Origin of the sequence: Litoreibacter halocynthiae, assembly GCF_004365635.1 — a bacterium.
GTDB lineage: Bacteria > Pseudomonadota > Alphaproteobacteria > Rhodobacterales > Rhodobacteraceae > Litoreibacter > Litoreibacter halocynthiae.
The window spans coordinates 89,955-111,608 of the sequence record NZ_SOBH01000005.1 but is presented as its reverse complement, the minus strand read 5'-3'; the positions used below and the strand labels follow the sequence as shown (position 1 = coordinate 111,608).

Below are 21,654 nucleotides of genomic sequence, written 5' to 3'. Positions count from 1 at the left end.
GAATTGGTATCTCAAATTCGGTGGAGAGTAAGTTCTTGACCGGACGTTTTTGACATTTCCGAAGCTATTGACAAAGGCCCGCCCCATTACGGAAGTGGGCCTTTTGTCGTGGTGATCCCTGAAGCCGGGGATTGGTCACGCGCGTGAGCGCGCGGGCCACACCTCACCCTCCTGGAAGGATATCCCATGACCACAAGCTTTGCTCCCCTTACCGTCGCTATCGGCGATCTGGTCCCGCATCCCGCCAATGTGCGCAGCAACTCTCCGGAAACTTATGACCCCGAGAACATCGCGCATCTGAAGGCCAGCATCGCCGTTCTGGGTCTCCTGCAGCCGCTCCTGGTCCAGAAGCTTGACGGCAAATATGCTGTCCTCGCCGGCGGACGGCGCCATGCAGCCCTGAAGGAGCTGATCGCCGACAAGGCCACCAAGGGGTTCACCGCGAAAACCAAGATCGACTGCCGCCTCGTGCCGGAAGACTGCGACGTCACCACGGCGCTGTCGCTCGCCGAGAACATCACCCAAGCACCGATGAATGCCATCGACGAGTTCGAGGCCTTCGCCCGGATGATGGAGGTCGACGGCCAGACGCCCGAGACGATCGCAAAGACCTTCGGCACCACGGTGGCGGCCGTGAAAGGCCGGTTGCGCTATGGCCTGATCCACCCCGACATCCGCACAGCGGCCCGGGGCAAGGTGATCACGCTCGACACGATGAAGGCCTTTGCCGAGCATCCAAGCCAGGAGGCACAGCGCGAGGTCTTCGAGGCGCTCACGAAAGACGGCGGCTATCTGCAGGCCTATACCGTCCGTCAGGCCCTCAAATCCCGCGGCGTGCAGGTCAGCGATGATATCGGGGCTTTCGTGCGCGAAGACTACGAGGCGCGTGGCGGTGCCGTCGCAGCTGACCTTCTGGAAGAGCATTCCGTGCTTGAGGATGCGGCGCTGGTCGAAACCATCCTGCTCGAGAAGCTCGGTGCCGCCGCCGAAGAGGCTCGCAGAGAGCTGGGCTTTGCCTGGGCCGATGCGATGGTCCGCTATGATTACGCGACCATGGCCGACTACGGCCGCGTCTATCCCGGCCCGATCGAGCCGGATGAGGCTGCCCAGAAGCGCATCGGTGAGATCACCGCCGAGCTTGAGAAATTGCAGCTCGAGATGGAGGACGAGGGGCTCGAGGACGGTGCCTACAACGCGCTTTACGACCGCGTGGACACGTTGGAAGAGGAAGCCCGCGATCTGCAGGAGGCCTACAGCGCCGAGGACCTCGCGCGGTCTGGGGTGATCGCGTCGTGGCAGGGTGGGCAGATCACGCTCCATGTGGGCCTCGTCCGCCCGGAAGACACCGTCAAAGAGGAGGGCGCGCGCGGCTCCTCCGCCAACCCGACGGGGGAGGGGGCCCCGGACGCCGGCGAAATCACCTATCCGGCCTCGCTGGCAGAGGACCTCAAGACCGAGCGGGCTATGGCCCTTGGCGCCGCGATGGCGCTGCATCCGGAGGCCACGCTCGATCTGACGCTCTTCAAGCTGGTCAGTGACGTTCTGGCCAGCGGCATGAGTGTCACGCAGGCAATCAAGATCGATGCCCGCAAGGAATACCGCAGCCATGCCAAGATGGACGAGATCGACGAGACCTCGCTCGAGCAGGTGGCGGCGGCGCATGATGCGCTTGACCTTTCTTGGCTCGATGACGCCCGCGCGCCCGCCGATCAGTTCGCGGCGTTTCGCGCGCTGGAGGCCGGCGAGAAGGCCAAGCTCGTCGCCTATGCCACGGCCAGCACCACGCAGTCCTGCTTCGCGCGGGACCGACAGCGCGACAGCCTGATGCATGCGTTCGAGATCGAGATCATGCCCGACATTCGCGCGCATTGGACGCCGAATGCGGCGCTCTTCAACCGCTTTAAAAAGGCCTGGCTCCTGAAGATCCTCGGCGAGGATCTGGGTCTGGCCCAGGAGGCGGTGACGCTGGCTTCGTCGAGCAAGAAGGAGATCGTCGCCTTCTGCGACAAGCTCTTCGCCGAACCCTTCGCCACGCTCACCGACGCGCAGCGCGCCGCGGTGGCCACCTGGTGTCCGCCCATGATGCAGACCGCCGGTGTCGCCTGTGATGAGGCGGAACCCACTGCGGACTCCCGGGAGCCTGACAGCGAGGTCGCGCAAGCGGCCTGAGTCCTCACGCGACCCGCGCGAAGCATTTCGCCCGCGCGGGTCGCCCTTCCCACACTCAATCGAAAGACATCCCCATGGCTATTCTCAAGTTCTCTGCCTCCGCTGTTGCGGCACAGATCGCCCATGCGCGCGCCTGCAAAACCTTCCTGCCCAACTGGAACGGGCCCGTGGACAGGCCCGCCCTGATCCTGATCGTCGGCAATGGTGTGCATCTGCGCTCAAACGGCATCGATGGCACGACCACCCGAATCGTCACCACCGAACAGGCCGATCCGTCTTTCGCCTTCGCCGACGGCATGAACCCATTTCGGGACACCGACTGGATGGCGCAGCGCCGCATGGCGTTTCGCGATCTGACCGGCCAGTTCTACACCGACATCCTGGATGACGTGCAGGTTCTCATCGACCGGGGGCGGGGGGCTATCCGGCTGGCCACTGATGGCCACAGCATCCGCGTCTTCGTGCGCCGCGCCTCGGACTATCTCATCGGCGGGACCTACGAGGTGCCCTCGGGCCTCGGCGGCACCTTCCGGGTCATCCTCAAGGATGCCTGCGACACCTTCGCGATCGTGCAGAACTGCGGCAATTGCGAGGATTTCGACGCCATGCAGCCCTACCGCGTGCCGCTCGATGCGCTGATGGAAATCGATGACCGGAGGGCGGCGTGATGGGTTGGCTCTTCTACACCGACGGCCGCGTCCAGACCTACGCGGATGAGAAAGCGGAGATTGCTCGGCTGTGCACCTTCGAGGGCGAAAGGCGCAAGACGGAACTGGTCAAAGCCTGCAAGGTGGGTTCGACTTGGTACGCGGCGGCAAAGGTCACAAATATCGACGGCACCCCTGTCGAAGACACGACCTATGTCACCGATGCGGATGGCTCCATCACTTTCGCCGCCGTATTCCTTACCCGATATGATGACGGCTGCTGGGGCTACAAGGACATGGAGGAAAGCGCGGGACCGGTCGAATCCCGCGCGCCACTGAGCCTATTGGCCATGCTGTCCGAGCTGAAAGACCCAGACAGCTATGCTCATGCCTGGCGCCAGCGCTGCCAGGACTGGGCTGCGATCCCGGACTACGAGGAAGGCGACAAGATCAGGCTCGCCACCCCTGTGACGCTCACCGATGGCAGCACCTGCCAGATTGTCACCGCGACCCACTACAGGCGGGGCCGGCAGAAACGCCGCTGCTACCGCATCGAGGAAACCGGTGGGCTCGTACGCTTGTCGAAGGCCTCGCTTGCGGGCTCGGAGCTGCTCAGCTCCGCGAAAGTCGCGACCAGTCCTGTGCTGGCGGAGTTTCTGGCGGGGCGAGAATAGGTCAGCGCCGGACGGTTCATCGACCTGCCCGGTAACAGCAGATCCTGCGTCTAATCTTGACAATGCAATGCAAATGCATTACCTATCGCGGGCAGCAAAGACCCTTTTCTTCAGGAGACTGCCATGACAGCCCTCGCACAAGATGTCTCGAAACTCACGGATCGGTATCAGACGACCGTGCCGGCGGGTGTGCGCAAACAGCTCAAGCTGGGCAAGGGCGACCAGATTCGTTACTGCACCGAGCCGAGTGGCAGGGTCTATATCGAGCCCGTGCGCAGCGACGAGGAAGATCCCGTGCTCGGAGCCTTTCTCGATTTTGTCGAGGCCGATATCAAGGCGCATCCGGACCGCATTCGGGCGTTCGATGGGGCTTTGCATGACCGTCTTGCAGCACTGGTCGGCGACGTTGACGTCGATCTCGATGCGCCGCTATCGCTCGAGGATGAATGAGCGGCGATAGCGTGCCCGCCCAAGCGCCCCTTGTCGTAAACGGATGGTCGATCTATGCGCATCCGCTCTTTCTGGACCAGCTCGAAGGGCTGACCCTGGAGGTCGAGGCGCGTAAGGCACGCGATCCAAAGACCTGGCGTAAGAAAAACCCCACGAAACGGCTGGCAGCCATCTTCAAGCTGGTCACCGAGGCTATACCGGCAGATCCGGGTGCCGCCGCCTTCCGGCAAGGCGGCACACTCGGCGATCATCGCAAGCACTGGTTCCGGGCGAAATTCTTCCAACAGTATCGGTTGTTCTACCGGTTCAACAGCGATGCGAAGGTCATCGTGGTGGCCTGGGTGAACGACGACAAGACCCTGCGCGCCTATGGCAGCAAGACGGATGCCTATGCGACGTTCAAAGGGATGCTGGAAGATGGCAACCCACCTGACAATTTTGACGCGCTCCTGAAAGAAGCCGCGGCGGCGGACAAGCGGTTCGAAACTTCCCTTGAAGCGGCGCCCGATCGGTAAGTGGCCAGTAGAAGGCTTGCTGTGAACCTTACGGCATTGCCGTTTACGACGCCAGGCTGGGTGATGTAGCATCGACCCATAGTATAGTCGGAGAGAGCGCAATGGACCCAACGGGGAAGGAAGAGCCGCACCTTGGCACCGATGAGCAAGGCGCATCTCGGATGAAATGGAAGCATTCGCAATTTGCTGTGCGCGTTGCAGACATGCCCGATGACCTCGGCAAGCTGCTGGATATGGGGCTCGAGGAGTATGTCCGTGGCCGCTGAAGCGAATTCGTATGACGCGTGGTTTCGCGCGAAGGTGCAGGCCGCGCTGGAGGAGGAATGCACGGGAACATCTCAAGTTCAGGTGATGCAGGCCGCACAGGCATTGATTGATGCGAAACGGGAGGTCGAACCCAAGTCCTGACCAAGCCTTGGAGGTCAGCGCGGTCTGACCCCCGTCACCCTGAAAAGCGAAAGCGGGCTTTTTGTCCTTTGGAACTCAGACCCTGATCCAAAGGAAAATCCCCATGAACAAGCCCAAACCGGCAAACCCGGCTCTCTCGATCTCCCACCCTGACCTCGCCTCTGCCCTCGAGCAGATCGGCGCGGAGGTCGACAACCAGCCCCTGCGCAGTTCAGCGCTCGCGCGTATCATGCGCGAGACGTTCCATGGCAGCGATGCCGGCGGTGCCTGGGACTGGCGCATGGCCTATGACCTGATGCAGGCCGCGGCTGTTCAGGTGCTGCTGCGTGGGGACGGCGCGGCAGGTGACATCGCCGCTGCAAAGCTTCTCGCTTCACGGCTGCTGACAGAGACGCGCCGCTCCGAGTTGCAGATCCGGTTGCAGCAGTTTTCCACGCCGTTGCCTTTTGCGGCGATGGTCGTGCGGGGCGCGGCGATCCGCAAGGGCGAGACCGTGCTGGAGCCCTCGGCTGGTACCGGTGCCCTGGCCGCTTTCGCCGCCCGGGCCGGTGCCACACTTCTGCTCAACGAGATCGACCCCTTTCGCCAGAGCCTCCTGCGCGCGGTTTTCGGCGGCGAGGTGACGGGCCATGACGGCGAGCAAATCGACGATCTGCTGCAGTCGACGGTTCTACCCGACGTCGTGGTGATGAACCCGCCCTTCGCCTCCTCGGTCGATCGTTCCCGCGACAAGCACATCGCTGCAAAACATCTCATCGGGGCTGCAAAGCGTCTCGCGCCCGGCGGGCGGCTGGTGGCGATCATGCCGCCGGGATTCACGCCCGAACGCGATGCCGCGCATTGGTCCCGCGCCTGCGGTCTCCTGACGCCACGCTTGGCGCTGACGATGCCGGGGCAGGTCTACCGCAAGCTCGGCACCTCTGTCGAAACCCATCTGATGGTCTTCGACAAGGTGCAGGAGGACGGCGAAATGATCCGCGCCGCGGTTCAGGATCTGGAGGAAGTCCTTCCTTTCGTTGACGCCGTGGCCGCGACCCGGACCGAGATGCGCCCAGTCCAACGGGCGGCAGCGATCCCTCATACTCGGTCGAGCGTTCCATCATCTGCCCCGCGCAAGGCCGCCGCTGCGCCTGTCGCCCCCTCCAAACCCCGGGCCAAGGCCGTTGTCCCGCTCAGCTTCACAAGCCTTCAGACCCCGCGCGACAACACGCCGGTCTCGGACATCTATGCGCGCTACCGTCCGCAGCGGATCGCGATCGCGGGTGCGCAGGAACATCCCACCCCGCTCGTTGAAAGCATCGCCATGGCCTCTGTTGCCCCGCCCATGCCCTCAAACACGGGTCGTGATGACTTGCGCCTGCCCGCACGGTTGATCGAGGAGGGAGGTCTTTCCGAGGCACAGCTCGAGACCATCATCATGGCGCATGATGCCCATGGGCGTGATCTGCCCGGTCGGTTTACCATCGATGACGACCAGACCAAGCTGACGCGCGCCGATGATGACCCGGATGCACGTGCCTATCGCCTTGGTTATTTCCTCGGCGACGGCACCGGTTGCGGCAAGGGCCGCGAATGCGCGGGGCTCATTCTCGTGAACTGGCTTTCCGGGCGCAGGAAGGCGATCTGGGTCTCCAAATCCGCCACGCTCATCGAGGACGCCATCCGCGACTGGACCGATCTCGGCGGCTCGCCAGCCGACATCCAGCCGCTCTCCAAATGGAAACCGGACCAGCCCGTCCCGATGGGCGACGGCATCCTATTTGTCACCTACGCCACGCTGCGGTCCGCGGGCAAATGCGGCACCACGCGACTGAGCCAGATCCTCGCCTGGATGGGCGAAGACTTTGAAGGCGTGCTGGCCTTTGATGAGGCCCATGCCATGCAGAACGCGGCCGGGTCCGAGCAGGGCAGGGGGGGTCAAACCCTCCCAGCAGGGCCTTGCCGGGCTGCGGTTGCAACTGGCAGCACCCCGCGCTCGCGTCTTCTACATCTCGGCCACGGGCGCCACGAGCGTGCACAACCTCGCCTATGCCGCGCGGCTGGGGCTCTGGGGGCAGGGGCCGGAATACCCCTTCCCAAGACGCGAGAGCTTCGTTTCTGCTATGGAAGCCGGCGGTGTCGCCGCCATGGAGGTGGTCGCGCGTGATCTCAAGACGCTCGGGCTCTACACGGCCCGCGCCCTCAGCTTCGATGGCGTGGAGTATGACGTGCTCGAACACGCGCTCACCCAGGCCCAGATCGAGATCTACGACGCCTATGCGGGTGCGTTTCGGACGATCCACCACAATCTCGAGGCCGCGCTGACAGCGACCGGCGTCAACGACGCCTCGGGAGAGACCAATGCCTCGGCCGCACGCGCCTCGGCCAAGTCCCGCTTCGAGAGCACGAAGCAGCGCTTCTTCAATCATCTGCTGATGGGCATGAAGGCCTTGACCATCATCCGCGCCATCGCGGACGATCTGGCGGCGGGGCACGCTTGCGTCATCCAGGTTGTCTCGACAGGCGAGAGCCTGCTGAAGCGTCGGCTTGAGGCGATGGACCCGGAGGATGAACTCGTCGAGGGTGCCTTGACGCCGCGCGACTATGTTCTGGGCTACCTCGAACAGGCCTTCCCGATCCACGCGCAAAAGCTCGTGGAGATCGACGGCAACATGGTCGCGGAACCCTTGCGGGATGAGGCCGGCGCGCTGGTCGTCTCGCGCGAAGCGCTCGCTTTACGTGACGCGGCCATGATGGAGTTGATGACGCTGGCGCCGATCCCCTCGGCGCTCGATCAGATCCTCTGGGCTTTTGGCGATGAGGCCGTGGCAGAAGTCACGGGGCGGTCCATCCGGCCCCTCAAGGCCGAGGATGGTCATCTCTTCATCGAGAAGCGCAGCGCAAGCAGTAATTCGTCGGAGACCCAAGCCTTCATGGACGGCGAGAAGGATGTCCTGATCTTTTCCGATGCGGGCGGGACGGGCCGGTCCTATCATGCGGCACAAACGGCCAAGAACCAGAAGCGGCGGCGGCACTACCTGCTGGAGCCCGGCTGGCGCGCCGATGCGGCCATCCAGGGGCTGGGCCGCACGCATCGCTCGGCGCAGGTCAGCGCACCCTTCTTCCGGGTCTGCACCTCAGATGTGCATGGCGAGAAGCGCTTCACTTCGACGATTGCCAAGCGCCTCGATCAGCTTGGGGCCCTCACCAAAGGCCAGCGCGAGACCGGCTCGCAAGGCATGTTCCGCGAGGAGGACAATCTGGAAAGCCCGATCGCACGGGCGGCTTTGCGGGGATATTTCGCCGATCTTGCCGCCGGGCGCGCTGAGGCGATGAGCTACGAGAGCTTCACCGACTGGACGGCCCTGCGGCTGATCGACAAGGACGGGGTGCTCCTTGAAGAGCTTCCCCCGATCCAGCGGTTTCTCAACCGGGTGCTTGCCCTTCCTATCCACATGCAGCACGCGCTCTTTGCCGAGTTCATGCGTCGGATCGCTGATCAGACTGAACGGGCGCGCGCGGCAGGCACGCTCGATCTTGGCGTGGAAACCCTGCGCGGCGAAAAGATCGAGCAGGTCTCCACAGAGGATCTCTGGACCTGCCCGAAATCCGGCGCGGTGACGCGGATCATCGGGCTCGAGGTGACGGACCCAGTGTATGTCCTGGGCGCCGAAGAGGCCATATCGCGCAATCCCGACAAGCTGCCGATGGTCAATCGCGCCTCCGGCCGCGCGGCGCTCATCTCGGCGCACCCCATGCAGATGTATGACGAGGACATTGTCACGCTGATGCGCAAGGCGGTGAGGCCAAACGGGTCCAGCTATCTCGAAGAGGCGCGGTTCGAGTCCTCGGCTTGGGAAGACATTGAGCGGCCCGAGTTCACCCAGCTTTGGGACGCAGAGGCTGCGTCCCTGCCAAAAACCACCACGACGAAGCTCTACCTGCTGACCGGGCTGCTGCTGCCGATCTGGAAGGACATTCCGACCACCAATGAACGCATCTACCGGGTCACGCCTGACGGGGCGACGGCGATGATCGGGCGCACGCTGAGCGAGGAAGGGGCGGCAGCGCTGCGCGCCCGCTTCCTCGTCTCCAACCCGCAAACACCGCAGGAGATGCTGACCGCCGCCCTCGGCACCACCGAACCTGTCGATCTGGGCCGGGGACTGACCCTGACCCGTCGCCGGGTCGCAGGCGAGATGCGCCTCGAGCTTGGCGGCGCGGATCGGGGCATGATCGACAGCCTCAAGGCCATGGGGTGTTTCACGGAGATCATCGCCTTCCAGCTGAGGGTGTTCTTGCCGCATGGGGACGGGATCGACACGGGAAGCATTCTGGCCCGGATCGTGGGGCAGGAAGCCGCCAGAGCGGCAGAACAAGCCGCCTGAAAAGTCAAAGCGGGCTTTGGGTCGGGCGGCGTGGATCGGGATTTGGCCGATCTGCGCGTTCCGGGCGGGCGCGGACCAATGCAACGCCCGCCCCCCCAAATTCAGATAAGAGGACACACCCATGACCAATCCCCAGATCGATTATGCCGCAATGGCGGCTCAGTGGCGTGCAGAGCGCGAAACCACCCTGAAGGCATCCCGAGCGGAGCTGCTCGCGCAACTACGAGCGCTTGGCATCAGCGAGGTCACTGCCGAATACGAAGGCTATGGCGACTCCGGCAATGTCGAGGATGTGACGGTGCAGCCTGCAGAGGTCCAACTGTCGGAACCGCTTGCGACAGAGGTGGGCGATTTCGCCTGGTCGCTCGCCTATCACCATCATCCTGGGTTCGAGAACAATGAGGGCGGCTATGGCACCCTGACCTGGGACATAGCACTAGACAGCATCACCCTCGATCACGCGGACCGCTATGTTGAATGCGCGCACTGCTATGACGAGGGGCTTTGATATGGCGCATCCGCTTCATCATGCTGAAAGCTCCGCCCGGAAATTCGGCGGTGTCCCGTCTGATTATCAGGCCGTCCACGACTGGTTTGACGTCTCAAAAGAGCACCTCGCGCTCTTCACGCACAGAGCCCTGCGTCATCATGCTCAAGGCCTGTTCGAGGCCGAACGTGTCTTCGGCTTGACCCTGACCAATAGCGCTGGTCGCGACATCCCCGTGCGCTGGATTGGTGAGCAACATGTCCGCGAAGACTGCCAGGGCCGCATTCCGAGCATGGCGGACTGGCTGCGACGGATCCAGCCCGAGCCATGGATGGCCAATGGCCACATCGACCGGCATTCCGGCGATGAGCCCTGCGGCGACCCAAGGGCAGCCTGGGCATCTGAAGTCGCCGCCGGCAGAACGGTTCTTGGTTTGAAGGATTGGATGGCTGCGCGCGCGACGCAAGCCACGCAAGGTGCCTGACAGCTCTCGGCCGTTGGCCAAACAAATGCTGCATGGAAGCCCGGTTGGACGATCGGGCTTCCTGCGTCGTTTCCCCACCATTCTTCTTGAGGAGGATCGCATGCCACTCGATGAAATCAAAGCCGCGGTTGATGCCGGGCAGACCGTGCATTGGGCCAATACCGGCTACGTTGTCCACAAGGACCGGCTCGGTCAGTACCTCATCACCTATGTGCCGAATGGTAGCTGCATCGGTCTGACCGACCGGGGCGGGCACCGGTTGAACGGGGAAGAAGCGGAGTTCTTCGTCGCGCAATCGAAGGACGCCGCAGAAAATCCGGGCAACCAATCAAGACCAGACGGGCAGGGGAGGGGCGTAGCACCCGGAGGCGCGGGGGCATTCCCACTCGGACGGCAGCTTTGACCCGTGGGAGGGGCTGAAAGGAAAGCAGGCTTTCTGATTTGTGATCCCTCAAGGGGTCGAGAAAGCAATCCCGGATGCGCTGGCAAGAACGTCAGGCACCGGCCAATCCAAAAGGAACCATCCCATGTTCGCAGGAACCCTCACCCGCAATGTCGAGACCGCAGCCGCTCAGTACACCGGCATGATCCACTCGACGCGCTTTGACATCGCCATCCAGTTGGAGGCGCGGGCCAAGATGTCCGAACGCAGCCCGGATTTTGACGTAACGGCAGTCAACAAAACAGGCCGCAAGGTGCGCATCGGCACGGCCTGGAACGAGACCGGCAATACCAGTGGCAACCCCTACATCTCGATGCAGATCGATGTCGGCTTGGGCCCCTTCCGGGTCAACGCGGTGCAGACGAAAGAGGCGCGCGCGGCCCAAAGCGGCGAATTCGAGATCATCCCGCTGGTCTCGAACGGCCTGATGAAATCCGGCTCGATCTCGGGCGAGCTCACCGCCATGGACGCCGACAACGCCTTCACCGGCTACATCGCCAACATGATGTTCGATCTGGAGTTCATGCTTATCGAAAACAGCTACAAGACCGAGGAGACTCACCCCGATTACCGGATCGAGGTCAGCTCGCCTCGGGGCACGCCGATCCGCGTCGGCTCGGCCTGGATGGCCAAAAGCAGCCGCACGGGCAATGACTACCTGTCGCTGCTGATCAACACGCCCGATGGCGACCTGCGCGTCAACGCCGTGCAGAACGAAGAACAGCGCGGTGGGCAGACCTTCTCGATCATCCCGTTCATCGACAGCGGTGAGCAGCCGCAGGATGCAGGCACGGGGCTGTCGTTGGTCGCCTAATCGGCGCGCGAGATAAAACGATACGAACCGAAAGGGGAGCCGTGGGACCACGGTTCCCCTTTTTCCATGTCTGGCGGTACGACGCACACATCTGCTTGCGATCTGCTGAATATGATATACGATAATATATTATTGAGAGGGCGAGGGTAGGCACATGGTGGCGAGACTGGGAAAAGCTCCATGGTTCGAGAGCTTTGATGTAGAAGCAGAGGTTGCAGAGCTTCTTGCTCATATCGAGCGTTGCACCGGATTTGCGCTGCTTGACCGCAAGCGTGATGTCATCATGATCCATGCAAGGGCAAAGCTCGACAGGACAAGGCAGGCATTTCTGGAGGCCAAGGCGGCGGGAAAGCCGGTGTCCACATCGCGGCGTGCGTATCTGACCGAAGTTCAGGACACGATCTTCATGGCGATCCCGGAGGAGAACCTCGCGCGGATGCCGCTGCGCGAGCAGGTTCTCAACGACCCGTCATTTTACGCGGATGCCATGCACCGCGCCGCTGCGATTAGCGAGGATGAGCTTTTCATGGCGCTGTCCTCTTCGCTGAAAGACATGACAGTCCAAGACGCCCGGGCCTTCGCCTCGAAGCTTTGGCACAACACGATCGATGACAATGCGCGCAAATACGCCGAAGCCCTGAAGCGTCCCGAGCGTGAACCGCAGCCCTTTCGTCCGGGAAACACCGTGTAAGATCCGAGCCATTCTCTTGGCTTGAGCCGTACCGAGGTTGGCCGCCTCAAACCCCCTTTCCTGGAGGTGGCATCCTGTGCAGCGCGCGAAAGCCGTTGAAGGTGCTGTGGGGACGTCTACTGTCGCCAACATGATGAACCGGGATCACATGCGCGCCTTCTTTCGTCGCGCCGCGGCGCTTGTCGCCTTTGTCGCACTGCTCTGGGCGGTTCACCTCCTCAATTGGATTATCGGTTACGGCTTGAATCCGGCCTTCGGCCTGATCCCCCGTCACGTAAGCGGATTGGATGGTGTCATCGCCATGCCCCTCCTGCATGGAAGTTTCGCGCACCTTATGGCAAATACGCCGCCGCTCTTGGTGATGGGTGGGCTGTTGGTGGCAACGACCACGAGGGCCCTGCTGCCGGTGAACGCAGTGGTGATCGGCCTCGGCGGCGGACTCGTCTGGCTGTTCGGAAGCTCCGCCATCCATATCGGTGCGTCAGGGTTGGTCTTCGGCTGGTTTGGCTTCCTCGTCGCGCGCGGCTTTGTGGATCGCTCATTGATCACGCTGGGCGCGGCACTGGTGGTCGGTGTCCTCTATAGCTCCATTCTCTGGGGCGTTCTTCCGGGCCAATCCGGCGTCTCCTGGGAGGCGCATCTCTTCGGCGCCATCGCGGGCGCGGGCGCTGCGTTCCTAATCCGAACGCATGTACATGCGCCGCGCCTCGGCGGCGTCGATCTGGACTGAAGCCGTACGCCAGACGTGGTCGGCCCTTAGCCGACGTTGAGCACTGGTTTCTAAGACCGCGTTCGCAGCCCGCATTGCAGACATTCTTCTGATAGCCCCTCAATCAGGAGATTGTTGGGTTGCTGGCCTCATACCATTCCCTGATTGTTCTCGTTAGTGTTGACAGCGCAAAGCCCCGGCTCATGCGCACATCAAGTGATGCGAAGTGTTCGGTGAATTTTACAGCGTCTTTTCCCGAAGCTGTAAACTCAAAACGACCGCCGGAATACTCATCATTTGGATCATAGCCAACAACGCGCCACTTGCCGATGATCTCCCCGTCGCGAGTGATGACATCGCCGTGCGACAAGCCCGGGTCGTACCCGCTGTTCATCCACTGATCGTGGCCAACAAAATTAATGGGGTAAGTGTATTCCATGGCGGAAAGGATAGCCTGTCCACCTGTCTGCGCAAGCCGATCCAAGGTGAAATTGGAATGTCAGCCCGATAGGTGCCTTAATCGCCACCCGTTGCGCCGTTGCCCGGCACGCCATGGCACCATATGTTGTAGTAAACCCTAGAGTCGCCGCAGCATGCGTCCAGGCACCCTCTAAACGAGTACAGTGATGTCCCTATCCAATCGTTCACTACCGAAACCCGAAAACTGGCAAGATTTCGAGCACCACACTTGGCTGCTTTTTAGGGCTGAGCTGCAAGACCATGCGACAGAAAAGAATGGACGGCAAGGCCAAGCTCAACACGGCGTCGATGTCTACGGCAGAAGAAATCGCACGCACTGGGTCGGTGTTCAGTGCAAGCAAAAAATGGATGAAGCTGTCACCGAAACTGAATTGCGTGATGAAGTTGAGAAAGCGAAATTGTTCTCACCAAAAATCAAAGAGTACATTCTTGTTACAACGGCTCGTCGCGATGCTGCCATCCAAAAAGCGGCTAGGGAAATCACGGACGAACTTGCAGGTACGGACCATGGGTTCTCTGTTTCTGTTTGGGGATGGGATCAATTCCAAGAGCACGCTTCTCTACATTCCGATGTTTGGGAGCAGATAGACCCTACATACGATCCGTTTTCAAAGAGGGGCCTCGAACAGATCGCCGTAAAGATTGATGAGGTGAAAGACCTTGTTACATCTGCTTTGCCGGATGCGCAGAATGATCTTCGTCCGCCCAGCTTCGACGCTCAGGCGGAAAATGAAAGCTCTCCTCGACATACGAAGATCACGATCTTCGTGGAAATGATAGAAAATGGCAATTTGGAAATAGGCCGCACGGGTCTAGCTGATTTGAAAGAAGCGGATTGGGGGTCTGCCACTTCATCAGAAAAGTATCGAATTCTGATTGGTCTTGCTTCAGCCGCGTTGAAGTTTGGGGACGACAGCGAGGCGCATTCGCTGATAGAGCGCGCCTATGACATTTGCCCGGATCATAGATCGTCAAAGAGGAACCTTGCGACGTCGAAGCTATTGCAGGGCGAGTACGATCAAGCGAGGAAGTTGGCTGGAGAGGCTGTACATGCGCGACCTGATGACGACATCGCTGCAGCCGTGCTCGTTCAAGCTCGAAGTTTCTTTCCAGCCGATGATCTGTTGGCGGGACTTTCGGAGAATGTGCAAGGCAAGTCGGCTGTAAAGGCGGCTTTGTGCCAGGCCTATCGAAATCGCGATGACGCAGCTTGGCTTACGATGGCAGTCGAGGCGTACCAGTCAGACCAATCCGACGATCAGATTCGTTTGAACTGGGCGGAGGCTGTTCTGGAGCTTGAAATTCAGAACAATGCTAAAAGCGCACAAGGTGGCATCAGTGAATTCCCTAGCTTTCAGGACCTGAACTCCGCTGCAGAAGAACTATACCAGGCGTGTGTTTCGAGACGATCACGTTTTTCTTTGGCTACAATCCACAATGCAGGTTTGGCACTGCGCCTTGTTGATCGTAACGACGAGGCCAAACAGGTATTGGAAATGGGGCTCGCCCTTTGCTCTGGGGAGCCATCGATATCGCTTCAGCTAGCCATAATTGCCCATGAGGATCGAGATTTCGGCAGAATCCTTGAGCTTCTCGACGAGGACAGCGAGCACCCTGAGGTCATTTCGCTTAGAACTGAGGCGACGGCTCACATTTTGAGCCCGTCTGACGCGCTAGAAGCAATTGATCGCATCGATGCGACGAACTGGTCCGAAGAACATCGGTTGATGTTGCTTTCGTCTGAGCTGACCTCTCTTTCGAAGATGGGAGATTGGAACACCGCAATCAAGAAATGTAGACAGGGGCTTGTAGAAAACCCGGACTCACTTCGTTTCAAGATTGTGTTGGCGAGAGTTCTTCGGATTAGCGGAGATGTTGAAGCGGCAAATTCTCAACTTGATGAGATTGTAGCCGGCCTTCCCTCGGATGCTACGATGGCTGAACGGGTCGAAATCGCCACTGAATACCGACAGCTTGGCAACCACGACCAAATCGTCGTCTTGCTGGAGGATCAGGTTTCAACACAACACGACAGTGAAGCACTTCGGTTGCTGCTCAGCGCACTGATCTCGGGCCAAAAGCACCGCAGGGCGCTGAATCTATTCAATGTATTCCCGCCTGAACTCTCAAGTGATGAATGGTACCTTCGGGCAAGATCAATTCTTGCGATCAATTCTGGCGCTGCGGATATTGAGAACCACCTTAACGCCTACCTTCGGGTCGAACCCAACGACTTAGAAATGCAAATCTCGAGGCTTGGGCTTTGGCAACTGCAAGGTCGCGAGAGCGAAATTGGAAGGAAACTGCGCACCTTCGAGAAGAAAATTCCTGAAGGTAACCCGCTGGAACGTATGCGCCTCTGTCACCTTGCCGTTCAGTACGGCAACAGAAAGTGGGGTGTGGATACAGCCTATCAGGAGCTAATTTTAAACTGGGATGACCCAGCCATTCATCTTGCTTATCAGGGGCTTATCTTGATGTATGATGATTTGGAGGACGCAATCCCCAAGGCTGCGGAAATACAAGAGAATTGCGTTTTTGAAACTAGGTCCAGTGATGGTGTTCGACGCGCTCGTATTGAAGGGACGAATGCTCACAATTTTGAGGCTGAAAGACACGCGCCGACCAGCGAATTCGCGAAGGCTTGCATTGGTAAAACTGTAGGCGAGAAGTTCGTTATCGCCACTCAGTATGAAAGCATCGAGTTCGAGGTCTTGTGGATCAAGCCGAGAGTTCTCGACCTTCTGCATAAGTCACTAGAGGAATTCAACAAGAGATTCCCGACGAACTCGGGTATGCAGCGAATGACCTTCGACTTCCAGGCCGACAATCCTCTCGTCGACATGGAGCGCATCACGAAAGCGGCACATGACCGCGATCAATCCGTTTTGGACAACTACGCCGCTAACGCACTCCCATTCTGTTTTGTTGCAGAAGCGCTTGGAAAGGACGTAGTTGACGGTTGGGCGGGCCTCCCTGGTGTTGGCATTCAGCCACGTGTTTGTATTGGCAGTCGCGACGAGCGCAACAATGCAATCAAGGAAATCCAGTCCAATGCCGAAAGAGGGTGCGTGCTGGACCCGATCACGGCCGCGCTGGCATCGGACTTCCATCTTTGGGAAACGATTTCGAAAGTTTGCGGCCCAGTTCACGTTACTCAAACAACGTTGGAGGTCTTTGCAAAGCGGGAAATTGAGGCAAAGAACAACATCGACCGACGATCCGGAATAACGTCCTGGCAAGATGGTCGTTTCACGATGATTGAGATAACACCCGAGCAAAACCAAATCGACTTCGAAGTCAAGAAACGTCAACGAGAAGACGTTCTAGCTCACTGTAAAATCGCTACTTCCGTTCCACGGGCCGATCTAGAAGGCCAAGACCTCGAGATATCTGAGGTTTTAGGGTCGTCGGCGAGAGACAGCGTCTTGGCTGCTGAAGGGAATGGTTTCCTGCTGCTATCTGAGGATCAAGGATTGCGACAGTGGGCGTCAGCCGCGCTTGAGGTCGGATCAAGTTGGCTGCAGCCTGTTCTACTGCTTGCCAAAGATCGAGGCTTTGTCTCGATTGAGGACTACACCAAATTCATCGTAGACTGCCTGAACCGCGACTTCACCTACGTGTCAATGGACTCTCAAACTTTGCTAACCCAGGCGAAGGCTGATGGGTTCAGCGGGCAAAGTACTGCGAAGAGGATGTTGGAAGTGGTTGGCGGGAAGAACGCGGACTTGGAAACCAACATTGGTGTCGCTGCCCTGTTCCTTGACTTGGTGTTCCGGGAAACGAAACAAGAGCACCTGCGAAACCGCTACGCAAGTCTGGTTCTAGAGGCATTCTGTGCACCGCGTAGGGGCAAAACGATCGAAGTCATAAAGTTGCTGACCGCGCAGGTCTCCATTCGCGTATTTAACTTGATTGAGCACGCCTTTTGGTGGCTTGTTGGTCGAGAACTTGGAACGCCGAATTTCGATCAACAAGTTGAAGAAGCAAAGAAATCTCAGCTACAGCGGCCGGTGTCTCTTCCTCATGCCATTCGATTTCGTGTGACGGAAAAGATTAGGCTACTCGGTTCGTGCATCCCAAACTGAACCATTTAATTGATATTGGCGTGAACGTCCGCTTTACGACCCACCCAACTCGCGGTGCGCTCTGACCTGCTCCCCTTTGAGTCCGCGTCTTTCAGTTAGCTCTGTTCAGGGTTTGGTCCTCTCTTGACCGTTGGTGATACTCCCACGGGGTGAGCCCGTCGAGGCTCGAGTGTGGGCGGTGTTGATTGTAGTCGGCGCGCCATGCCGCGATCATGCGGCAGGCATGGCGCAGAGACGGGAACAGGTGTTCGTTTAGGCACTCTTCGCGCATCCTTCCATTGAAGCTTTCCACCAGGCCGTTCTGCATGGGCTTTCCTGGTGCGATGTAATGCCAGCCGACCTTTCGGTCCTCCTGCCATTTCAACATCGCGTTCGACGTCAGTTCGGTTCCATTGTCCGAGACCACAAGGCAGGGATAGCCGCGCAGCTCGGCGATCCGGTCCAGCTCACGGGCGACGCGCGCACCGCCAATGGATGTATCCACCACGGCGGCCAGGCATTCCCGGCTAAAGTCATCGATCACATTCAGCACCCTGAACCGGCGTCCGTCTTCCAGCGCGTCCGACATGAAGTCGAGCGACCATCTCTGGTTCGGCCCCTGCGGGATCGCCATGGGCGTCCTGGTGCCTACTGCGCGCTTGCGTCCGCCCCGTTTGCGGACTGTTAAGCCTTCTTCGCGGTAGAGCCGATAGAGCTTCTTCCAGTTCACTTCCCAGCCTTCACGCTTCAGCAAGATATGCAGCCGTCGATAACCGAACCGACGCCGCTCAGAGGCCAGTTCATTCATCCTTGTGCGCAGTTCCGTGTCGGCGGGGCGCTTCGACTTGCGCCGATACACACGCGGATCGATCCCGGCCAGCGCACAGGCACGGCGCTGATTGTAACCCTTGGTCTTCATGGCCCAGTTCACAGCATTCCTCCTCGAACCGGGCCTCAGAAGTTTTTTCCGAGCATCTCTTTCAGCGTCGCCACGTCCATCATTTGCTCGGCCAGCATCTTCTTCAGCTTGGCGTTCTCGGATTCCAGCGTCTTCAGCCGACGGGCGTCTGAAACCTCCAAGCCGCCATACTTGGAACGCCACTTGTAGAAGGTCGCGTCACTGATCCCATGCTTGCGGCACAGCTCCTTTGCACCAAGCCCGGCCTGATGCTCTTTCAAAATGCCAATGATCTGCTCTTCGCTGAAACGGCTTCTCTTCATCGTCTGTCTCCTCAGTTGGAGAACAGGCTAACCTCAAATCGAGGACTTTTCAGGGGAGCAGGTCAGCTCGTGCAGCGAACGGCGGCTCCCCGTCCGATCACGTCGCAAGCTTGGAGAAGTAATCCGTATAGCCTAAAGCGTAGCCCCTGCACATCAACCTTGGCTTATGCCTTGCGGCCTCCCCAGCTCGGCTTCGCGTGTCGCAGGGGAGAACGGCCCTTCGGTCCGTCGCGCATTCGGCCATGCGGCCTCACCGCGGCGCAGCACCCGGCATCCCGGTTTGCCCGCCTCGCGAGCACGTCCCTCCCCGGCCGCTCCGCCGGATTGCGCTCTGGTCTGTTTTGCGGGGCAAAACGATCCCGCCGCTTCATCCGTCTTCCGCGTCCGGTCGGGCCGTTTGCCTGCTCGGGTCGGGCAAACCTACCGTCAAAACACACACACATGAGTGCGGAAGCATATCCTCCGGATGGCCCCCAAATCAGCCCGCGTCAAGGATCGCAAAACTTTTCGGCGAGGGCGGGGCCTTTGGCGCGGGGCGGTCCCATGCGTGAGGGCGCGCCTGTGTCCGGTGCTGCACGCGGAAAACTTTTGCGCCCGGCAAGCCGGCGGCTGCGCCGTCCCTGACCCGGGCAGATTCGGAAACCAGACATTCGGCCATGCCACCACACTCACGTGGTGGTCGAACCCAATATCTGGAGAAAGAACATGGCTTACGACACCGCTAACACCTACGAGACCATCGAGCTTTTCGGGCTGACCGAGAAGGACGCGCAGCTGCCGATCCCCGAGGATCACGTCTTGACCGACCGCATCATCCGCGAAAGCTTCGATGCATTGCTCGGACTGCTGCGCGGGACCGGGCTTGAAGCGGAAATCGAACCGCTGGCGCACGGGCTCGCCACGATCCTGCAGCGCCGCAAGGTGGCGCTTGGCAAGGAGGTCGACCGCACCGCCGACAAGATCGGCGCGCTGGCAAAATCTCACGACGGATCGGAGATCGCCGAGACCGCGCTCGAAGAGGCGCAGGCGCGCTTTGTGCAATTGCGCGAGATTGTCGGCGCCATCGAGGTGATGAGCGAAGCAGCGGCGGAATGCTACGAGGTCGAGACGGGCCACGCCTTCATCCCGGCAGCCGGGTCGCGCGCAAGCGTCCGGGCGCAAGAGACCGGGGCGGTCTTCGAGGCGCGGCAGCTCCTCGAGCAGCACGACCGCGAGACTGCCGAGAAATCCAAAGTCGAGGGGGTGCCCCTGATCGTCTCAGGCGCCACCGACTGGACCGATGTCGATGTGATCTTCAACACGCTCGACAAGGTTCGCGAACGGATCAAGCAGAACCGCAACCAGGAGATATTCCTCTGCCACAAGGGTGGCAAGCACGGGGCGGAGATGATCGCGGCTCGGTGGGCCCGGGCACGCGGGATAGCACAGGCGCGCTTCGATCCGCGCTGGTCCGCGCACGGGCGTGCGGCACCGTTCAAGTGCAACGACGAAATGCTGGACGACAAGTTCGCGGCGACGGGGGTTGTGCTCTTCGGCGGCAACGGGGTCGCGCTGAACCTCGGGCAGAAGGCCGAAGCGAAAGGCTTGACGGTCATGCGGGTTGCGGACCCGGCAAAGAAAACTGCGGAGACGTGAGTTGAGAGGGTCGCCTTCGGGCGGCCCTTTCGTTGTTTCTCATGCGCGTGGCGGGGCCCAAATTGCTTTGCCTAGCATTTTCCTGTTTTGATAGGTATATGTGTGCCAAGCAAAACTTGGAAATGATTGGCATGACTCCACTCAGCAGCATCGCGATGAGCGCCTATACCGATCTGGTACGTCTTTTGAAGGACGACGCTTTGTCCGGTGTCGAAGGCAAGCCGACTCTCAAGGAGCGCGGCGACAAGGCCTATTGGTACGCAGCCCGGCGTGTCGGCACCGAGATGCGCTTCATCTATATCGGCGAGGACAGTGACGAGACGCGTGCACGTATCAACCGGATTGAGGAGCTGCGCGCAACGGCCAAGGATCGGCAGGCGGAACGGTCGCGGCTTGTTCGGCTCTTGCGTGCGGAAGGCATGACGCCCATCGACCGGGCGACCGGTTCCATCCTGTCGGCCATGGCCGCAGCCGGAACCTTCCGTTTGGGTGGCACCATCGTCGGAACCAATGCATTTCGCCTCTATGAAGGCGAGCTTGGTATCCGTCTGCCAATTGGCGGTATGGCCAATACTGGCGACATCGACATCGCGCAGTTCGAGAAGCTCAGCGTTGCGTTGCAGGATCAGGTCGACCCGGGTCTTGCCGAGACGTTCTCAGCGCTCAAATTCGATCCTCTGCCAGCTCTTGACCAAGGTCGGACATGGCGATGGGCCCAGGGTGGCAGCGGCCAGTTGGTCGAGTTTCTCACACCGGCGTTCGGAGATGAGACCATCCGTGATCTGCCAGCATTGGGCGTGAACGCCCAAGGATTGAACTATCTCAATTTCCTGATCGCTGAGCCGATCCACGCGGCGGCTATCTATCGATCCGGCATTCTCGTGCAGGTCCCTCGTCCAGAGCGCTATGCGATCCACAAACTGATCATCGCGGATCGGCGCCGCGATGGGGCAGGGAGCCTGAAATCCGCGAAGGACCGCGAGCAGGCGGCTTTCCTTATCGAAGCGATGGCCGAGGACCGGCCCGATGATCTGGCTCGGGCCTATGCCACCGCAATGGAGGTTGGGCCGCGCTGGCGGGAGCACATCGGCAACTCGCTGAAGCGAATGCCTGATACCAGGGGGATGCTCGACAGCTTGGGCGCGTGATGGCCGTAACGGGGTCGTGCTTGGCGCGGCCCTTTCGTCATGTCTCATGGCGCGTGCGATCGGTCACACTTGATCGGCAGCTCACGGCATCCAGCACCGTCATCCCTCTACCCAGCCCGTCAGAGTGCGGCCCATCCGCATCGGTATGGGCTGGGGATGGTGCGCACCTCGCACATCGTCAGCAGCGCAAAACCGAGGGGTCGAGACATCGCACATGAGGCTGAAGACCTGTACAACCTTCGGGTG

Annotated in this window: 18 protein-coding genes and 1 pseudogene; 17 read left to right on the top strand and 2 right to left on the bottom strand. The window is 60.3% G+C overall.

The window, feature by feature from the left end:
- Window positions 1-186 precede the first annotated feature (186 nt).
- The 14 genes and pseudogenes from BDE40_RS17845 to BDE40_RS17785 all read left to right on the top strand — a co-directional run bounded on the left by BDE40_RS17845 (window position 187) and on the right by BDE40_RS17785 (window position 12,878).
- A complete protein-coding gene (locus BDE40_RS17845) occupies window positions 187-2,169 on the top strand; it encodes a ParB/RepB/Spo0J family partition protein (RefSeq protein WP_134016919.1) in 1,983 nt (660 codons plus the stop codon).
- Between the two features lie 74 nt (window positions 2,170-2,243).
- The gene (locus BDE40_RS17840) at window positions 2,244-2,837 is read left to right on the top strand and encodes a hypothetical protein (protein ID WP_025042408.1); all 594 of its coding nucleotides are present in this window, start codon (window positions 2,244-2,246) and stop codon (window positions 2,835-2,837) included.
- Window positions 2,837-3,490 (top strand): DUF6927 domain-containing protein, encoded by a 654-nt coding sequence (locus BDE40_RS17835; protein WP_134016947.1) that lies wholly within the window; start codon window positions 2,837-2,839, stop codon window positions 3,488-3,490. The genes BDE40_RS17840 and BDE40_RS17835 overlap by 1 nt, the downstream gene beginning before the upstream one ends.
- A gap of 123 nt (window positions 3,491-3,613) precedes the next feature.
- The gene (locus tag BDE40_RS17830) at window positions 3,614-3,940 is read left to right on the top strand and encodes a type II toxin-antitoxin system PrlF family antitoxin (protein ID WP_005668772.1); all 327 of its coding nucleotides are present in this window, start codon (window positions 3,614-3,616) and stop codon (window positions 3,938-3,940) included.
- Window positions 3,937-4,455: a type II toxin-antitoxin system YhaV family toxin gene (locus BDE40_RS17825; protein ID WP_101657206.1), complete on the top strand. Its 519-nt coding sequence runs from the start codon at window positions 3,937-3,939 to the stop codon at window positions 4,453-4,455. Before BDE40_RS17830 ends, BDE40_RS17825 begins: the two co-directional genes overlap by 4 nt.
- Before the next feature lie 101 nt (window positions 4,456-4,556).
- Window positions 4,557-4,721 carry a hypothetical protein gene (locus tag BDE40_RS18265; RefSeq protein ID WP_162848126.1) on the top strand — a complete coding sequence of 55 codons (165 nt, stop codon included), beginning with the start codon at window positions 4,557-4,559 and terminating at the stop codon, window positions 4,719-4,721.
- On the top strand, window positions 4,711-4,863 hold the full coding sequence (locus tag BDE40_RS17820) for an antitoxin PaaA2 family protein (protein WP_113912995.1): 153 nt from the start codon (window positions 4,711-4,713) through the stop codon (window positions 4,861-4,863). Before BDE40_RS18265 ends, BDE40_RS17820 begins: the two co-directional genes overlap by 11 nt.
- A gap of 103 nt (window positions 4,864-4,966) precedes the next feature.
- Window positions 4,967-9,230, top strand: a pseudogene (locus tag BDE40_RS17815) (strawberry notch-like NTP hydrolase domain-containing protein).
- Window positions 9,231-9,351: 121 nt separating this feature from the next.
- On the top strand, window positions 9,352-9,738 hold the full coding sequence (locus tag BDE40_RS17810; RefSeq protein WP_134016917.1) for a DUF6878 family protein: 387 nt from the start codon (window positions 9,352-9,354) through the stop codon (window positions 9,736-9,738).
- A 1-nt stretch (window position 9,739) separates the two neighbouring features.
- Window positions 9,740-10,201, top strand: coding sequence for a DUF6915 family protein (locus BDE40_RS17805; protein WP_134016915.1), 462 nt, complete (start codon window positions 9,740-9,742; stop codon window positions 10,199-10,201).
- A 100-nt stretch (window positions 10,202-10,301) separates the two neighbouring features.
- A complete protein-coding gene (locus BDE40_RS17800; protein ID WP_134016913.1) occupies window positions 10,302-10,604 on the top strand; it encodes a hypothetical protein in 303 nt (100 codons plus the stop codon).
- 124 nt (window positions 10,605-10,728) lie between these two features.
- Complete coding sequence (locus BDE40_RS17795; protein WP_134016911.1) at window positions 10,729-11,457, top strand: DUF736 family protein; 729 nt, start codon at window positions 10,729-10,731, stop codon at window positions 11,455-11,457.
- 154 nt (window positions 11,458-11,611) lie between these two features.
- Complete coding sequence (locus BDE40_RS17790; protein ID WP_246030512.1) at window positions 11,612-12,148, top strand: hypothetical protein; 537 nt, start codon at window positions 11,612-11,614, stop codon at window positions 12,146-12,148.
- A gap of 130 nt (window positions 12,149-12,278) precedes the next feature.
- Window positions 12,279-12,878: a rhomboid family intramembrane serine protease gene (locus BDE40_RS17785; RefSeq protein ID WP_246030511.1), complete on the top strand. Its 600-nt coding sequence runs from the start codon at window positions 12,279-12,281 to the stop codon at window positions 12,876-12,878.
- Window positions 12,879-12,981: 103 nt separating this feature from the next.
- On the opposite strand, the gene BDE40_RS17780 is transcribed toward BDE40_RS17785, so the two are convergent.
- Window positions 12,982-13,296 (bottom strand): hypothetical protein, encoded by a 315-nt coding sequence (locus BDE40_RS17780; RefSeq protein WP_088664985.1) that lies wholly within the window; start codon window positions 13,294-13,296, stop codon window positions 12,982-12,984.
- Window positions 13,297-13,483: 187 nt separating this feature from the next.
- Here BDE40_RS17780 and BDE40_RS17775 point away from each other — a divergent pair, with 187 nt between their 5' ends.
- Entirely contained in the window at window positions 13,484-17,425 is a 3,942-nt protein-coding gene (locus BDE40_RS17775; protein WP_134016909.1) for a tetratricopeptide repeat protein, read from the top strand.
- A gap of 91 nt (window positions 17,426-17,516) precedes the next feature.
- On the opposite strand, the gene BDE40_RS17770 is transcribed toward BDE40_RS17775, so the two are convergent.
- A protein-coding gene (locus BDE40_RS17770) for an IS3 family transposase (protein WP_134016907.1) occupies window positions 17,517-18,625 on the bottom strand; the annotation gives its coding sequence in 2 pieces (ribosomal slippage) (window positions 17,517-18,370 and window positions 18,370-18,625; 1,110 coding nt in all).
- Window positions 18,626-19,330: 705 nt separating this feature from the next.
- On the opposite strand from BDE40_RS17770, the gene BDE40_RS17760 reads away from it, so the two are divergent.
- Entirely contained in the window at window positions 19,331-20,260 is a 930-nt protein-coding gene (locus BDE40_RS17760) for a DUF2493 domain-containing protein (protein ID WP_134016903.1), read from the top strand.
- Between the two features lie 131 nt (window positions 20,261-20,391).
- Complete coding sequence (locus tag BDE40_RS17755) at window positions 20,392-21,408, top strand: nucleotidyltransferase family protein (protein ID WP_246030510.1); 1,017 nt, start codon at window positions 20,392-20,394, stop codon at window positions 21,406-21,408.
- Window positions 21,409-21,654: the final 246 nt, after the last annotated feature.

Bases quoted from the DNA above. Each gene is read 5' to 3' on its own strand.
- BDE40_RS17845 (WP_134016919.1), top strand. From the start codon at position 187: ATGACCACAAGCTTTGCTCCCCTTACCGTCGCTATCGGCGATCTGGTC.
- BDE40_RS17840 (WP_025042408.1), top strand. From the start codon at position 2,244: ATGGCTATTCTCAAGTTCTCTGCCTCCGCTGTTGCGGCACAGATCGCC.
- BDE40_RS17835 (WP_134016947.1), top strand. From the start codon at position 2,837: ATGGGTTGGCTCTTCTACACCGACGGCCGCGTCCAGACCTACGCGGAT.
- BDE40_RS17830 (WP_005668772.1), top strand. From the start codon at position 3,614: ATGACAGCCCTCGCACAAGATGTCTCGAAACTCACGGATCGGTATCAG.
- BDE40_RS17825 (WP_101657206.1), top strand. From the start codon at position 3,937: ATGAGCGGCGATAGCGTGCCCGCCCAAGCGCCCCTTGTCGTAAACGGA.
- BDE40_RS18265 (WP_162848126.1), top strand. From the start codon at position 4,557: ATGGACCCAACGGGGAAGGAAGAGCCGCACCTTGGCACCGATGAGCAA.
- BDE40_RS17810 (WP_134016917.1), top strand. From the start codon at position 9,352: ATGACCAATCCCCAGATCGATTATGCCGCAATGGCGGCTCAGTGGCGT.
- BDE40_RS17805 (WP_134016915.1), top strand. From the start codon at position 9,740: ATGGCGCATCCGCTTCATCATGCTGAAAGCTCCGCCCGGAAATTCGGC.
- BDE40_RS17800 (WP_134016913.1), top strand. From the start codon at position 10,302: ATGCCACTCGATGAAATCAAAGCCGCGGTTGATGCCGGGCAGACCGTG.
- BDE40_RS17795 (WP_134016911.1), top strand. From the start codon at position 10,729: ATGTTCGCAGGAACCCTCACCCGCAATGTCGAGACCGCAGCCGCTCAG.
- BDE40_RS17790 (WP_246030512.1), top strand. From the start codon at position 11,612: ATGGTGGCGAGACTGGGAAAAGCTCCATGGTTCGAGAGCTTTGATGTA.
- BDE40_RS17785 (WP_246030511.1), top strand. From the start codon at position 12,279: ATGATGAACCGGGATCACATGCGCGCCTTCTTTCGTCGCGCCGCGGCG.
- BDE40_RS17780 (WP_088664985.1), bottom strand. From the start codon at position 13,296: ATGGAATACACTTACCCCATTAATTTTGTTGGCCACGATCAGTGGATG.
- BDE40_RS17775 (WP_134016909.1), top strand. From the start codon at position 13,484: ATGTCCCTATCCAATCGTTCACTACCGAAACCCGAAAACTGGCAAGAT.
- BDE40_RS17760 (WP_134016903.1), top strand. From the start codon at position 19,331: ATGGCTTACGACACCGCTAACACCTACGAGACCATCGAGCTTTTCGGG.
- BDE40_RS17755 (WP_246030510.1), top strand. From the start codon at position 20,392: ATGACTCCACTCAGCAGCATCGCGATGAGCGCCTATACCGATCTGGTA.